The sequence below is a fragment of the Streptomyces nidicola genome, from assembly GCF_050106155.1.
Classification (GTDB): Bacteria; Actinomycetota; Actinomycetes; order Streptomycetales; family Streptomycetaceae; genus Streptomyces.
Genome location: NZ_JBNBPI010000001.1, coordinates 2657971 through 2672914, shown reverse-complemented (window position 1 = coordinate 2672914; position 14944 = coordinate 2657971). Strand labels below are relative to the sequence as shown.

The window sequence follows — 14944 nt, the reverse complement described above, 5'->3', positions numbered from 1 at the left end:
CCTCGTGCTCTTCCTCTACACCGTGCTCGTGGTGTGCGGAGCCGTCCTGCTGATCGCCGGCGTGATCGAACAGCGACGGCACTTCGTCAACCTCGAACACATACCGACCCGTGTGCTCGTCAACGGCATCCGCGGCAAGTCGTCCATCACCCGCCTGTGCGCGGGCGCCCTGCGCGGCGGCGAGCTGACCACGGTCGCCAAGACCACCGGCACCGCCGCCCGCTTCATCCACCCCGACGCCACCGAGGAGCCGGTCTACCGCAAGTTCGGCATCGCCAACGTCGTCGAGCAGATCGGCATCGTCCGCCGCGCCGCCGCGTACCACCCGGACGCCCTGGTCATCGAGTGCATGGCCGTCATGCCGGCGCTCCAGGAGATCAACCAGTCCAAACTGATCCGCTCCACGATCGGCGTGCTGTGCAACGTCCGCGAGGACCACCTCGCCGAGATGGGCCCGACCCTCGACGACGTCGCCCGCTCGCTGTGCCGCTCCATGCCCGAGAACGGCATCTGCGTCACCGCCGAGGTCGACCGCTTCCACATCCTCCAGGAGGAGGCGGACGCCCGGAACTGCGAACTGGTCTACGCCGACCCGGAGATGGTCAGCGACGAGGAGCTGCGCGGCTTCAGCTGGTTCACGTTCAAGGAGAACGTGGCCATCGCCCTCGTCGTCGCCGACCTCCTCGGCGTCGACCGGGAGACGGCGCTCCAGGGCATGTACGACGCGCCGCCGGACCCGGGCGTCCTCTCCGTCGAGCGCTACCTCGCCCCCGACGACAAGAAGCTCCGCTTCGCCAACGTCTTCGCGGCCAACGACCCCGAGTCGACGCTGATGAACATCAACCAGCTGCTCGACCTCGGCGCCATCCACCGCCCGCTCAACGTCGTCATCAACTGCCGCCCCGACCGCGTCGAACGCAACGGCCAGATGGGCGAGATCATCCCCGAGCTCGACCCCGAGCACGTCTTCGTCATCGGGCACCCCGCCAAGTCCGCGATCGACGCGATCCCGGCCGCCTACCGCGACCGCGCCGTCGACCTCGGCGGCGACCGCCGCGACCCCGACGAATTCATGGGACAGCTCCTCGGCCGCCTCGGTCCCGACTCCTCCCTCGTCGCCATCGGCAACATCCACGGCCAGGGCGAACACCTCTTGGAGTACCTCGCGGAACTCCCGGCGGACGACAGCGCGGACGACGGTGAGTACGCGGCCGCCGAGCCCGCCACGCAGACCCCGCACCACGTCGAGACCGTGCAGCTGTACGCCCCGCACATCGACCCGTTCCAGCCGTACTCACCGGCGTACGAGGAGCGGTACGCGGCGCCGCCGCCCGCCGTGCCCGTCCAGCGGACCGGACCCGCGCCCCACCACCCCGCACCGCACCACCCCGCACCGCAGCTCGAACCGGCCCGCCCGCGCGGCATGTTCGACCCCGTCGTACCTCCGACCCCGCCCGCCGACGACTTCGAGCAGTGGCACAACTCAGCAGGAGAGCAGCACCGTTGATCCCCTCCGTCCTCACCCCCGAGATCGCCGCGGTCGGCATCGCCATCGGGCTGCTGTTCTCCCTGATCTGCTACCTGACGACCAACCTGTCGCCCGGCGGCATGATCACACCGGGCTGGCTGGCCCTGACCCTCGTCGAGGACCTCCAGCGCGCCGCGATGGTCGTCGGCGTCACGGTCCTCACGTACGTCTGCACCCTCCTGATGCAGAAGTTCGTGATCCTCTACGGAAAGCGCCTGTTCGCGGCCGTCGTCCTGCTCGGTGTCACCCTCCAGGCGACGGTCATGATCGTGCTGTCCATCGAGTTCCCGCTGATGTACGCGAACCAGACGCTCGGCTTCATCGTGCCGGGCCTGATCGGCTACCAGCTCGTGCGCCAGCCCAAGGGCCCGACGCTCCTCGCGACCGGCTCGGTGACGCTCGCGGCGTACGTGGTCCTGACCGCCGGAATCCTCCTCGGCTTCATGCCGTCCGCCTGACGCCCACCCGTTCCCAGACCGGAGCCGAATCCGCATGCCCCCCAAGAAGAAGCGCCCCGTCCTGCACGCCGTCACCGTCCTCGCGCTGCTCGGCGCCAGCGGCTACCTCACCGTGGAGCTGAAGAAGGACGCGCAGGCCAAGGCCCCCACCGCGCAGACGGTCACCGACTCCCCGCTCCTGGAGTCCAGCGGCGGCGCGTCCACCGGCAAGCAGACCTGGGAGCGCCTGAAGAACCCCGCGCGTTCCGTGCTGCGGGGCAAGGGCGGCCAGGTCCTCGCCACGTTCACCGACGGGGCCCGCTCGGCGACGCTCAAGGGCCCCTCCCGCACCTTCAGCGAACCCGCGAACACCAAGTCGCGCGTCGTGACCGACGACTGGGTGCGCCTCATGCCGGAAGCCTGGCGCAAGGGCGCGGAGAAGCAGCAGTGGTTCAAGGACTGGTTCAAGCAGTACTACGGGAGCGAGGAGGACGACATCTTCGCTTACGCCTTCCAGTACGTGGAGGGCGCTCCGGTGAAGAAGGACGACGAAGGACAGCAGTACGCGGGTGACGCGTTCTTCGGCCCCTTCAAGAAGGACGGCGTGGACCGCCTCGAACAGAACGATTTCTACGACTACTTGGGCATCCCCTACACCTTCCGCGACGGCAGCACCCTCCAGCCGCACGCCGAACGCCTCCGCTCCCTGGACTGCTCCGGATTCATGCGCATGATCTGGGGCTACCGGGCGCGCTTCCCGCTGGCCGCCACCAACAAGGTGGGCGACGGACTGCCGCGCACCGCCGATGGCATGGCCCGCTCCAAGGTGGGCGTCGACATCATCAAGCTCCAGGGCCCCTCGCCCTGGTACACCCGCCCGACCAACATCGACGTACTCCAGCCCGGCGACCTCCTCTTCTTCAAGATGGACCACCGCACGGGCAACCACCTCGACCATGTCGCCCTGTACCTCGGCCTGGACACCAACGGACACCGTGTCTTCGTCTCCAGCCGCAAGGAGGTCAACGGGCCGACGATGGGCGACGAGGGCGGTACGTCGCGGATCGACGGGAACGGGTTCTACGCCGGGCTGTTCCGCAGCGCCAAGCGGCTGTGACGCCGAGACCCGGCCGGAGCGGCGAGCAGCCCCGGCCTAAGGTGGAACCCGTGAACGGCGACTGGCTGACCGGCGGGCGCGACGGCGCCCTGAGCGCGTACGCGTACACCCCCGAAGACGACGCGGTCGTGTGCCGCGTCGAGGAGCACCCCGAAGGCCCCTGGTCACCGCCCCGCGTGGTCGGTGGCGAGCAGCGTGTGCACCCGGGTGGGGCCGTCGCCCGCAGCACCCAGGGGTACGCCCACCTCGTCGCCTGGCGCCCCACCGTCCCCGGCGAGGCCGGGCTCGTGCACTCGACGCACTTCCAGTCGCATCTCGCCGCGCTCGACTGGACGCCCATCGGCCACCCGAACAAGAAGGGCGACCGCACCGGGCCGCCCGCCGTCGCCGTCGACGCGCAGGGCCGCGCCCACGTCTTCGTACGCAACAAGGGCGGCGGGGTGAGCCTGCGCATGCAGGAGGAGAAGGGCGGCTGGGGGCCGTGGCGCGACCTCAAGGGGGAGGATGTGCGCGGGCAACTCGCCGCCGTGGCAGGGGAGTCGGGCCTGATCACCCTCTACGCGGTCACGGCCGACGGGGGCATCCTGCGGTGGCGTCAGGAGAAGGCCGGCCAGCCCCTCGTACGGGACGAGAAGCCGCAGCCAGCCGCCGCCCGGCCCGACACACTGTGTGCCCTCGCCACGTCCGCCGGCCACACCACCCTCTTCTTCACCGATGAGGACGGCGCCGTGTGTGCCTGGCGTGGGGAGGAGGCGCCGGTGCGGCTACTGGATGCCGCCGGACCGGGGGCTGTTTCCGTCATACGCTGTCAACTGGACGGCGTGGACTGCACGTTGCTCGCCCAGCGCACGTCCGGTGGGCGCCTCGCCTTCGCCGCGTATCCCACCGAGACGGAGTCCGCAGGGGCTTGGTGGGCCGAGTCCGGGCCGGAGTTGGCGGCGGATGCCTGGGTCGCGCTCGCGGAGGACCACAAGGGGCGTGTCGTGGCGGGGAGTTGGGTGCCCGCGGATCCGGGGCAGCTCCACCTCGCGCGGCGCAAGAGTGACGAACCCGGGCTCGCTTTCGAGGCGTGGCGACAGGTTCTCTGAGCCCCACGACGAACTGTGACGGCTGCCTTCGACCCAGTCGAAGGCAGCCGTCACAGTCGTGTCATACGCGCCTGGTTACGCGGGGACCGAAGCCACCCCGGCCTCCAGGAACTTCTTCCCGGTGGCACGCTCGGAGACGCCCGAACGGTCCAGGTACGGAGTGATGCCGCCCAGGTGGAAGGGCCAGCCCGCACCCGTGATCAGGCACAGGTCGATGTCCTGGGCCTCGGCGACGACGCCCTCGTCGAGCATCAGGCCGATCTCCTGGGCCACCGCGTCGAGGACGCGGTCGCGGACCTGGTCCTCGGACAGGACGACATCGCCCTGCTTGAGGAGCGCCGCGACCTCCGGGTCCAGCTCCGGCTTGCCGGAGTCGTAGACGTAGAAGCCGCGCTTGCCCGCCTTGACGACCGCCGCGAGGTTCGGGGAGACCGTGAAGCGCTCCGGGAAGGCGCGGTTGAGGGTCTCCGAGACGTGGAGACCGATCGCCGGGCCGACCAGCTCGAGGAGGACCAGCGGGGACATCGGGAGGCCGAGCGGCTCGACCGCCTTCTCCGCCACGGCCACCGGCGTGCCCTCGTCGATGACGTTCTGGATCTCGCCCATGAAGCGGGTCAGGATGCGGTTGACCACGAACGCCGGGGCGTCCTTGACCAGGACCGCCGTCTTCTTCAGCTTCTTGGCGACACCGAACGCCGTGGCCAGCGCCGCGTCGTCCGTCTGCTCGCCGCGCACGATCTCCAGGAGCGGGAGGATCGCGACCGGGTTGAAGAAGTGGAAGCCGACCACGCGCTCGGGGTGCTTCAGCTTCGAGGCCATCTCGGAGACCGAGAGGGACGAGGTGTTCGTGGCGAGGATCGCGTGCGCGGGGGCGACGGCCTCGACCTCGGCGAACACCTGCTGCTTGACGCCGATCTCCTCGAAGACCGCCTCGATGATGAAGTCGGCGTCCGCGAAGCCCTCCGCCTTGTCCAGGACACCGGAGACCAGGCCCTTGAGGCGGTTCGCCTTGTCCTGGTTGATGCGGCCCTTGCCGAGCAGCTTCTCGATCTCGGCGTGGACGTAGCCCACACCCTTGTCCACGCGCTCCTGGTCGATGTCCGTGAGGACGACCGGGACCTCCAGGCGGCGCAGGAAGAGCAGCGCCAGCTGCGAGGCCATCAGGCCCGCGCCGACCACGCCGACCTTCGACACCGGGCGGGCCAGGTTCTTGTCGGGCGCGCCCGCCGGGCGCTTCGCGCGCTTCTGGACGAGGTTGAACGCGTAGATGCCCGCGCGCAGTTCGCCGCCCATGATCAGGTCCGCGAGGGCCTGGTCCTCGGCGTCGAAGCCGGCCTGGAGGTCACCGGACTTGGCGTTCGCGATGATGTCCAGCGCGCGGTACGCCGCCGGGGCCGCGCCGTGCACCTTGCCGTCGGCGATGAACTTGCCGCGCGCCACGGCCTGGTCCCAGGCCTCGCCGCGGTCGACGTCCGGGCGCTCGACCTTGACCTCGCCCTTGAGGACCTGAGCGGTCCACAGGAGGGACTGCTCCAGGAAGTCCGCGCCCTCGAAGAGGGCGTCGGCGATGCCCAGCTCGTAGACCTGCTTGCCCTTGAGCTGCTTGTTCTGGTTGAGGCTGTTCTCGATGATGACCGAGACGGCCTTGTCCGCGCCGATGAGGTTCGGGAGGAGCGCGCAGCCGCCCCAGCCGGGCACGAGACCGAGGAAGACCTCGGGGAGCGAGAAGGCCGGGAGGGCCTTCGACACGGTGCGGTAGCTGCAGTGCAGGCCGACCTCGACGCCGCCGCCCATCGCCGCGCCGTTGTAGTACGCGAAGGTGGGGACCGCGAGGGCGGAGAGGCGCTTGAAGACCTCGTGGCCGCCCTTGCCGATGGCGAGCGCGTCGTCGTGCTTCTTGAGCAGCTCGACGCCCTTGAGGTCGGCGCCGACCGCGAAGATGAACGGCTTGCCGGTGACGCCGACGCCGACGATGTCGCCCTCGGCGGCCTCCTTCTCCACCTGGTCGATCGCCGTGTTCAGGTTGGCGAGCGAGGCCGGGCCGAAGGTGGTCGGCTTGGTGTGGTCCAGGCCGTTGTCCAGCGTGATGAGGGCGAACTTGCCCGCACCGTACGGGAGGTCGAGGTGGCGTACGTGCGCGGACGTGACGACCTCGTCGGGGAAGAGGGCCGAGGCGCCCTTCAGGAGCTCAGCGGTGGTGGTGCTCACTTGTCGCCTCCGGCGTCCTTGTGGTGCGGGTTCTCCCAGATGACCGTGGCGCCCATGCCGAAGCCGACGCACATGGTCGTGAGGCCGTAGCGGACCTCCGGCTGCTCCTCGAACTGGCGGGCCAGCTGCGTCATCAGACGGACGCCGGAGGAGGCGAGCGGGTGGCCGTACGCGATGGCGCCGCCGTACTGGTTGACGCGCGCGTCGTCGTCCGCGATGCCGTAGTGGTCCAGGAAGGCGAGGACCTGGATGGCGAACGCCTCGTTGATCTCGAAGAGGTTGATGTCCTCGATACCGAGGCCGGCCTTCGCGAGGGCCTTCTCCGTCGCCGGGATCGGGCCGTAGCCCATGACCTCCGGCTCCACGCCCGCGAAGGCGTAGGAGACGAGGCGCATCTTCACCGGGAGGTTGTTCTCGCGGGCGAAGTCCTCGGACGCGATGATCGAGGCCGTCGCGCCGTCGTTGAGACCGGCCGCGTTGCCGGCCGTGACGCGGCCGTGCGTGCGGAACGGGGTCTTGAGGCCCGCGAGGCTCTCGAGCGTCGTGCCCGGGCGCATCGGCTCGTCGGCCGTGACCAGGCCCCAGCCGGTCTCGCCGACCTCGGCGTTGGTGTTGCGGACGGAGATCGGGACGAGGTCCTGCTGGATCTTTCCGTTCGCGTACGCCTTCGCCGCCTTCTCCTGCGAGCGCACGGCGTACTCGTCGGCGCGCTGCTTGGTGATGTGCGGGTAGCGGTCGTGCAGGTTCTCGGCGGTCATGCCCATGAACAGCGCCGACTCGTCCACGAGCTTCTCGCTCACGAACCGGGGGTTCGGGTCGACGCCCTCGCCCATGGGGTGGCGGCCCATGTGCTCGACACCGCCCGCGATGACGGCGTCGTACGCGCCGAAGGCGATGGAGCCCGCGGTCGTGGTGACGGCCGTGAGGGCGCCCGCGCACATGCGGTCGATGGAGTAGCCGGGGACCGACTGCGGCAGGCCCGCGAGGATGCCCGCGGTGCGGCCGATGGTCAGGCCCTGGTCACCGATCTGCGTGGTCGCGGCGACGGCGACCTCGTCGATCTGCGCGGGGTCCAGGTTCGGGTTGCGGCGCAGCAGCTCCCGGATGGACTTGACGACCAGGTCGTCGGCGCGGGTCTCGTGGTAGATGCCCTTCGGGCCCGCCTTGCCGAACGGGGTGCGGACGCCGTCGACGAAGACGACGTCCCTGACGGTACGAGGCACGATGGCTCTCCTCCAGGTGCGGGAATGCGCTGCCGCGCGGCGCGGGCGTCCGGTACGGATCCGTTTCCGGGTACGCGGACGGCGCGCTGCGAATACCGTCATGCTACTTGCGGGTAACCAAGTCTTGAAGCCCCCCTGGCCGGAGCGGCGAACGTCACACCCTCTAAGCCCCTGCGGCGATTGAGCAGCGGGGTCTGGGGCGGAGCCCCAGGGCGGGGGACGGGGGGGCCGCCACCTACGGCCCCCTTAAACGCCGTACGCCCCCCGACCGAAAGTCGAGGGGCGTACGGAAGAGGGGGACGGGCTCAGGCCGTCAGTGCCGGAAGCAGCACCGGCGTGACCTGCTCCACCTGCCAGCGCCGCGCCCCGTGCGAGGCCAACGCCTCCGCCACGGATTCCGCGTCCACCACCGCCGGAGGCTCCCAGCACACCCGGCGCACGGTGTCCGGCGTGATCAGGTTCTCCTGGGGCATCGAGAGCGTCTCGGCGAGGGCCGTGACCGCCGCGCGCGCCGCCGAGAGGCGGGCCGCCGCGGCGGGGTCCTTGTCGGCCCAGGCGCGGGGCGGGGGCGGTCCGGTCGTGGCCTGGCCCGGCTGCGGCAGCTCGGAGTCCGGCAGGGCCCGCGCCCGGTCGACCGCCGCCTGCCACTGCTCCAGCTGGCGCCGGCCCATGCGGTGGCCGAAGCCGGGCAGCGCGGACAGCGCGTGCACATTGGGCGGCAGCGCGAGCGCGGCCTCGACGATCGCCGAGTCACCGAGCACCTTGCCCGGCGACACGTCCCGCCGCTGGGCGACCTGGTCGCGCGCCGTCCACAGCTCGCGGACGACCGCCATCTGACGCCGGCGCCGCACCTTGTGCATGCCGGACGTGCGCCGCCAGGGGTCCTTGCGCGGCGGCGCGGGCGGGGCCGAGGCGATGGCGTCGAACTCCTCGTGGGCCCACTCAAGCTTGCCCTGCCGGTCGAGCTCCTTCTCCAGCGCGTCGCGCAGGTCGACCAGGAGTTCGACGTCGAGCGCGGCGTAGCGCAGCCAGGGCTCGGGCAGCGGGCGCGTCGACCAGTCGACGGCGGAGTGGCCCTTCTCCAGTACGTAGCCGAGCACGTTCTCGACCATCGCGCCGAGGCCCACCCGCGGGAAACCGGCGAGCCGTCCGGCCAGCTCGGTGTCGAACAGCCAGCCGGGCCGCATGCCTATGTCGCGCAGGCACGGCAGGTCCTGGGTGGCGGCGTGCAGGTCCCACTCGGCGTCGGCGAGCGCGTCACCGAGCGAGGAGAGGTCGGGGCAGGCGACCGGGTCGATGAGCGCGGTGCCCGCGCCCTCGCGGCGCAGCTGCACCAGATAGGCGCGCTGCCCGTAGCGGTAGCCGGACGCACGCTCGGCGTCGACGGCGACGGGGCCCGTGCCGGCGGCGAAGGCCGCGACGACATCGGCGAGCGAGGCCTCGTCGGCGATCACCGGCGGGATGCCCTCGCGGGGTTCGAGGAGTGGGGTGGGCGCACCGTCGACTGAACCAACAGATCCTTCAGCAGAAGATCCGCCGTCGTCCAGAGGGGCGCCTCCGGTGGTGCGCAGTGAACTGTCTGCTGCGGTGTCTTGGGCGTCGGTCACCTGTCAAGAGTATCTGTGAACGCACGGCGCCCGTCGACGGAACGTTCCGTCGACGGGCGCCGTGCCGAAGTAAACCGGACGAATCCGGCCACGGGTCGGTCAGTGGATGATGCCGGTACGCAGCGCGACCGCGACCATGCCGGCCCGGTCACCCGTGCCGAGCTTGCGCGCGATGCGGGCGAGGTGGCTCTTGACGGTCAGCGCGGACAGGCCCATCGAGACGCCGATGGCCTTGTTCGACTGGCCCTCGGCGACGAGCCGGAGCACCTCCACTTCGCGTCCTGAGAGTTCGCGGTAGCCGCCCGGGTGGCTCGGGGCACCCGGGGGGCGACGGTGCATACGGGCGGCCGCGGCGCCGATGGGGGCGGCGCCGGGGCGGGTGGGCAGGCCGATGTTGGTACGGGTGCCGGTGACGACGTAGCCCTTGACGCCGCCCGCGAGGGCGTTGCGCACGGCACCGATGTCGTCGGCGGCGGAGAGGGCGAGCCCATTGGGCCAGCCCGCGGCTCGGGTTTCGGAGAGGAGCGTCAGGCCGGATCCATCGGGGAGGTGGACGTCGGCGACGCAGATGTCGCGGGGGTTGCCGATGCGGGGACGAGCCTCAGCGACGGACGAGGCCTCGATCACGTCACGAACACCGAGCGCCCACAGGTGGCGGGTCACGGTGGAACGGACGCGGGGGTCGGCCACGACCACCATCGCGGTCGGCTTGTTCGGGCGGTAGGCGACCAGGCTTGAGGGCTGCTCGAGGAGAACGGACACCAGGCCTCCTGGGGTGCGGGACGGAGCCGGCTCGGGGATGAAGCCGGGGATGAACCGTGCTTTCAAGGTCACTGGGTCCTTCGGCACCAAACCCGTCCGCCTTTAGAGAATGATCACGATTTGGTGAGTAACAATGCGAGCAATTCGGACACATTAGCGATCATTCGAAAGGGTGGCGAATAGTCACGAGTCGCATCCAATCGAACCAAATCCGACCGACCGGGGCCATTTCGAAAGGACCCGAAACATGCGAAGGCCGCGTCGGAGCTGCTCCGACGCGGCCGAAAAAAGACCCTGGGAAACGGCGGTCAGGAAGGCCGCGGCCCCCGCCGCTGCGGCAGCGTCACCACCGCGCCGTCCGGCCCCTGCGGCCCCGCCGCCACCGGCGGAAGGCCCGCGATCTGGCACAGCACCTCGCACCACGCCGCGAGATGCGAGGCCGTGTCCGGTACGCCGCCCAGGCCCTCGCGCGGTGTCCACGACGCCCGGATCTCGATCTGCGAGGCGGGCGCCCGGTCGCCGAGCCCGCCGAAGTAGTGCGAACTCGCACGGGTGACCGTGCCCGAGGGCTCCCCGTACGAGAGGCCGCGGGCCTCGAGCGCGCCCGTCAGCCAGGACCAGGAGACGTCCGGGAGGAGCGGGTCGGCCGCCATCTCGGGTTCGAGTTCGGCCCGGACCAGGGTCACGAGCCGGAACGTGCCGTGCCAGGCATCGTGGCCCGCCGGATCGTGCAGCAGGACGAGCCGGCCGTCGGCCAGGTCCTCGTCACCGTCCACGACCGCGGCTTCGAGTGCGTAGGAAAAGGGGGCCAGGCGCTGCGGCGGCCGCGTCGGGTCGATCTCGATCTCCGGGCGGAGCCGCGCGGACCGCAGGGCGTCGACCGCCGTACGGAAGGCGGGCGGGGTGGGGTCGTGCTCCTGTGCAGCGTTCATGTCCCGAGCGTTCTGCCCCTCCCGCACCGATTCACTCATCCCGCCTGTGTCCTCGTGGTCGTCGCGACCGTCGCCCGACCGTTGTCCCTGAGCCGCAGCCATGCCGGGAAGGTTAAGGGGAGGGAGCCCCGCGCGCGGGGAGGGACACCCCTCACGGAGCCCCCTTCCCCATGTCCTTCACAGGCGACGTCGCGGGCGTGCGAAACTTTCGGGTGTGAGTGCCAACACCGAGGCCACGGGCCAGCAGCCGTCAGCGACGTACGAAGCCACCAAGGCGGCCGAGACCACCAGGGATTCAGCCTTCCTCAAGGCGTGCAGGCGCGAGCCCGTGCCGCACACGCCGGTGTGGTTCATGCGCCAGGCCGGCCGCTCGCTGCCCGAGTACCACAAGGTGCGCGAGGGCATCGCGATGCTGGACTCCTGCATGCGCCCCGACCTGGTCGCCGAGATCACGATGCAGCCGGTGCGGCGCCACGACGTCGACGCGGCGATCTACTTCAGCGACATCGTCGTGCCGCTCAAGGCCATCGGCATCGACCTCGACATCAAGCCCGGTGTCGGCCCCGTCATCGCCAACCCGATCCGTACGCGCGCCGACCTGGCACAGCTGCGCGACCTCACCCCCGAGGACGTCTGGTACGTCACGGAGGCCATCGGGCTGCTCACCGCCGAGCTCGGCGAGAAGCCGCTGATCGGCTTCGCGGGCGCCCCGTTCACGCTCGCCAGCTACCTCGTGGAGGGCGGCCCGTCCCGCAACCACGAGCACACCAAGGCGCTCATGTACGGCGACCCGCAGCTCTGGGCCGACCTGGTCGACCGGCTCGCCGAGATCACCTCCGCGTTCCTCAAGGTGCAGATCGAGGCCGGCGCCAGCGCCGTCCAGCTCTTCGACTCCTGGGTGGGGGCGCTCGCGCCCGCCGACTACCGGCGCTCCGTGATGCCCGCCTCGGCGAAGGTCTTCGAGTCCGTCGCGGGCTACGGCGTCCCCCGTATCCACTTCGGGGTGGGCACGGGCGAGCTGCTCGGGCTCATGGGCGAGGCCGGCGCGGACGTCGTCGGCGTCGACTGGCGCGTCCCGCTCGACGAGGCCGCGCGCCGCGTCGGCCCCGGCAAGGCGCTCCAGGGCAACTTCGACCCGGCCATCCTCTTCTCCACGCAGGAGGCCGTCGAGACCAAGGCCCGCGAGGTCCTCGACGCCGCGTCGGGCCTGGAAGGCCACGTCTTCAACCTCGGCCACGGCGTCCCGCCGAACACCGACCCGGACTCGCTGACCCGCCTCGTCGAGTACGTGCACACGCAGACCGCCAAGTAGTTCGCGCCGCCGCAGGGGCCCTTCGGAATTACCGAAGGGCCCCTGCGGAAATCGGCCATTGTTCGCGCCCGCCACCTCCGATTTCCTGTGCGGTGCGCCACCCCATCCGGTGGCGCGGGACCGTGGAGGTGGACGTGACCGCGCATGCAGCGTCGCAGGCGGCGGCCGGGGCCGGGACGGCGAAAGCGCCCGGGTTCCGTCGAGGGGTGTCATCGGCGGACTGGTGGATCATCGGCCTGCTGCTGGCCTTCTTCACCCTCAACTTCGCCGACAAGGCGGCCATCGGGCTCGCCGCGCCCGACCTGGAGAAGGACCTCGGGCTCACCGCCGCCCAGTACGGCCTGATGTCGAGCGCCTTCTTCTGGCTGTTCGCGGCGGGCGCGGTCGTCCTCGCGCTGTTCTTCCGGCGGATCGGCTGGCGCTGGTCCGCGGCCGCCCTGATGATCGCGTGGGTGGCGAGCATGGCGCCGCTGACCGTACCCACCACGGTGGGCGTGGTGATCGCGTCGCGGATGGTGCTCGGCTTCTTCGAGGGCCCCGCCCACGCGCTGTGCCAGTCGGTCGTGGCGGACCGCTTCCCGTCCGAGCGGCGGGCGTTCGCGGGCGCGATCGTCAACGCGGGGTCCTCCGTCGGGCCGTTGGTCGCCACGCCCGTGCTTACCTGGGTCATCATCACCTGGACCTGGCACGCGGCGTTCGTCGTGCTCGTCGCCGTCGGGGCGGTGTGGGCGGTCGTATGGCTGGTCGTGACGCGGCGGGAGCCGGGGATGGGGCCGCGTCCCGCGGCGCCCACGGCGGCGGAGGCCGACCCCAACGGTGACATCGACGTACCGCTGACCTCGCTCCTGCGCACCGGCAGCTTCTGGGGACTCGCCCTGCTCTCCTTCGCCGGGTACCTCATCTCCTCGCTCAAGGTGTCCTGGCTGCCCTCGTTCCTGCACGACGGGATGGGCTACTCGCGCGGCACCGTCGGGCTCCTCGCCACGCTCCCGTACGGGCTCGCGATCGTCGTGCTGCTCACCGCCGGGCTCATCTCGGGGCGGATGCTGAAGGCCGGGCGCTCGGCGCGGGCCGCGCGCGGATTCCTGACGATGGGCTATCTCTGCTTCGCGGGTGTCGCCATGATCGCCTTCACGCAGGTGCCGCCGGGCGGGCTCCAACTGGCCCTGGTGGTCGCCGCGTTCTCCATCAACAGCGTGGCGTTCTCGGTCGCCTTCGCGGGCGCCGCCGACTTCCTGCCCCGCAGGCACCGGCCCGGCTTCTTCGGCTGCATCATCGCCGCGTACAGCGTCGCGGGGATCGTCGCGCCGTGGCTGCTCGGCGTCATCGTGGACGCCGCGGACACCGTCTCGCAGGGGTACGCCGACGGGTTCCTGGTTGTCGGCATCACCATCTGCGTCTTCGCCGTCGCGGGCGGGCTGCTGCTGAACCCGGCGCGCTCGCGCGAGGTGCTGCTCGCCGAGACCGCGAAGCGCCGCGCCGCGTCCGTGGAGGTGGCCCGATGAACGCTCTCGCAGGTCTGCGCGTCCTCGACTTCGGGCAGTACATCGCCGCGCCCGGAGCCGGGCAGAACCTCGCCGACCTCGGCGCCGACGTCATCAAGGTGGAACCCCTCGCGGGCGACCAGGCGCGCGGCATCGGCCCCTTCGGCACCGCGATGGTCCGCGCCAACAACCGAGGCAAGCGCAGCATCGCCGTCGACCTGCGCACGCCCGAGGGCGAGGCCGTGGTCCGCGAACTGCTCGCCACCGCGGACGTACTGCTGCACAACTTCCGGCACGGCGTCAGTGAACGTCTCGGCCTCGGCCCGGACGCCCTGCTCGCCCGCCACCCGCGCCTCGTCTACGGCTTCGTCACCGGGTTCGGCACGCGGGGCCCGTCGGCGTACCGTGTCGGGCTCGACATCGCGGCGCAGGCCGAGTTCGCCGTCATGGACCTCACGGGGACGGCCGACGGGGACCCGCAGCGGGTGGGCTTCGCGGTGGCGGACGTGCTGGCGGCGCAGGCGCTGACGTCCGGTGTGCTCGCCGCGCTGCTCCAGCGGGCGACCACGGGGCGCGGTGATGTCGTCGAGACCTCGCTGATGGAGGCCGTCGTGCACGCCCAGGCGTCCACCTGGGCCGAGCACGAGCTGAGCGGCAGCGCCCCGCGCCGGCGCGGCAACGGGCAGGCGCTGGCGGCGCCCGCCGCGGACCTGGTGCGGACCCGGGACGGCGGGGCGCTGGTCCTCTCCGCGTACACGGGGGAGAAGTTCGCGGCGTTGTGCGAGGTGATCGGGCGGCCCGAACTGGCTGGTGACCCCCGGTTCGCGTCCAACCCGGAACGGGTGGCCCACCGCGCGGAACTGCTGGACGTCCTGCACGGCACGCTGGGGCGGCTCGACCGGGCCGAGGCCCTGGAGCGGTTGCGCGGCGCGGGCATCGTGTGCGGGGCCGTGCGGAGCTTCGACGAACTCGCCGACGACCCCGATGTACGGGCCTCCGGGCTGATCGCGGACTGCGGTGGCGGCGGCACCGCCCCCACCACGGCCTTCTCGCTGGGCGGTCGGCGCCCCGCGAGTACGCCGCCGGCGCCGCGGGTCGGTGAGCACACGGCGCGCATCCTGGCGGAACTCGGCCGGGACGAGGCGGAGATCCGTGCCTTGGTCGACGGCGGCACCGTCGTGGCAGCCGACGTCGCGGCCGCCGGCCCGCCCGTGCGGGGCCGGACCCCTTAGCCGTCGTCGCGCGG

The 14944-nt window shown here is 71.3% G+C and carries 12 protein-coding genes; 7 read left to right on the top strand and 5 right to left on the bottom strand.

The window, feature by feature from the left end; translation table 11 throughout:
• Window positions 1-4 precede the first annotated feature (4 nt).
• The 4 genes from pgsB to ACOKM3_RS12175 are packed head-to-tail and all read left to right on the top strand — an operon-like array spanning window position 5 to window position 4170.
• Window positions 5-1507 carry a poly-gamma-glutamate synthase PgsB gene (gene pgsB, locus ACOKM3_RS12190; RefSeq protein ID WP_426899807.1) on the top strand — a complete coding sequence of 501 codons (1503 nt, stop codon included), beginning with the start codon at window positions 5-7 and terminating at the stop codon, window positions 1505-1507.
• Complete coding sequence (locus ACOKM3_RS12185) at window positions 1504-1986, top strand: poly-gamma-glutamate biosynthesis protein PgsC/CapC (RefSeq protein WP_426899805.1); 483 nt, start codon at window positions 1504-1506, stop codon at window positions 1984-1986. The genes pgsB and ACOKM3_RS12185 overlap by 4 nt, the downstream gene beginning before the upstream one ends.
• 34 nt (window positions 1987-2020) lie before the next feature.
• Window positions 2021-3082: an NlpC/P60 family protein gene (locus ACOKM3_RS12180; protein WP_426899803.1), complete on the top strand. Its 1062-nt coding sequence runs from the start codon at window positions 2021-2023 to the stop codon at window positions 3080-3082.
• A gap of 50 nt (window positions 3083-3132) precedes the next feature.
• Window positions 3133-4170: a PLL family lectin gene (locus ACOKM3_RS12175; RefSeq protein WP_426899801.1), complete on the top strand. Its 1038-nt coding sequence runs from the start codon at window positions 3133-3135 to the stop codon at window positions 4168-4170.
• Between the two features lie 75 nt (window positions 4171-4245).
• Here ACOKM3_RS12175 and ACOKM3_RS12170 read toward each other — a convergent pair whose 3' ends face one another.
• The 5 genes from ACOKM3_RS12170 to ACOKM3_RS12150 all read right to left on the bottom strand — a co-directional run bounded on the left by ACOKM3_RS12170 (window position 4246) and on the right by ACOKM3_RS12150 (window position 10902).
• A complete protein-coding gene (locus ACOKM3_RS12170; protein WP_426899799.1) occupies window positions 4246-6378 on the bottom strand; it encodes a 3-hydroxyacyl-CoA dehydrogenase NAD-binding domain-containing protein in 2133 nt (710 codons plus the stop codon).
• Complete coding sequence (locus ACOKM3_RS12165) at window positions 6375-7601, bottom strand: thiolase family protein (RefSeq protein WP_426899797.1); 1227 nt, start codon at window positions 7599-7601, stop codon at window positions 6375-6377. Before ACOKM3_RS12165 ends, ACOKM3_RS12170 begins: the two co-directional genes overlap by 4 nt.
• 305 nt (window positions 7602-7906) lie before the next feature.
• Window positions 7907-9208, bottom strand: a complete 1302-nt coding sequence (locus tag ACOKM3_RS12160) for an HRDC domain-containing protein (RefSeq protein ID WP_426899795.1) — start codon at window positions 9206-9208, stop codon at window positions 7907-7909.
• A gap of 99 nt (window positions 9209-9307) precedes the next feature.
• Complete coding sequence (locus ACOKM3_RS12155; protein WP_266602921.1) at window positions 9308-9970, bottom strand: response regulator transcription factor; 663 nt, start codon at window positions 9968-9970, stop codon at window positions 9308-9310.
• Between the two features lie 308 nt (window positions 9971-10278).
• Entirely contained in the window at window positions 10279-10902 is a 624-nt protein-coding gene (locus ACOKM3_RS12150; RefSeq protein WP_426899793.1) for a DUF3000 domain-containing protein, read from the bottom strand.
• A gap of 214 nt (window positions 10903-11116) precedes the next feature.
• Here ACOKM3_RS12150 and hemE point away from each other — a divergent pair, with 214 nt between their 5' ends.
• The 3 genes from hemE (at window position 11117) to ACOKM3_RS12135 (ending at window position 14930) form a co-directional block, all read left to right on the top strand.
• Window positions 11117-12214: a uroporphyrinogen decarboxylase gene (hemE, locus tag ACOKM3_RS12145; protein WP_426899791.1), complete on the top strand. Its 1098-nt coding sequence runs from the start codon at window positions 11117-11119 to the stop codon at window positions 12212-12214.
• Window positions 12215-12348: 134 nt separating this feature from the next.
• Window positions 12349-13719, top strand: a complete 1371-nt coding sequence (locus ACOKM3_RS12140; protein ID WP_426899789.1) for an MFS transporter — start codon at window positions 12349-12351, stop codon at window positions 13717-13719.
• Window positions 13716-14930, top strand: a complete 1215-nt coding sequence (locus ACOKM3_RS12135) for a CaiB/BaiF CoA transferase family protein (protein WP_426899787.1) — start codon at window positions 13716-13718, stop codon at window positions 14928-14930. The genes ACOKM3_RS12140 and ACOKM3_RS12135 overlap by 4 nt, the downstream gene beginning before the upstream one ends.
• Window positions 14931-14944 lie beyond the last annotated feature (14 nt).

What these genes read in the sequence shown, in the direction of transcription:
- ACOKM3_RS12180 (WP_426899803.1), top strand. Translation starts at nt 2,021, where the DNA reads ATGCCCCCCAAGAAGAAGCGCCCCGTCCTGCACGCCGTCACCGTCCTC.
- ACOKM3_RS12150 (WP_426899793.1), bottom strand. Translation starts at nt 10,902, where the DNA reads ATGAACGCTGCACAGGAGCACGACCCCACCCCGCCCGCCTTCCGTACG.
- ACOKM3_RS12135 (WP_426899787.1), top strand. Translation starts at nt 13,716, where the DNA reads ATGAACGCTCTCGCAGGTCTGCGCGTCCTCGACTTCGGGCAGTACATC.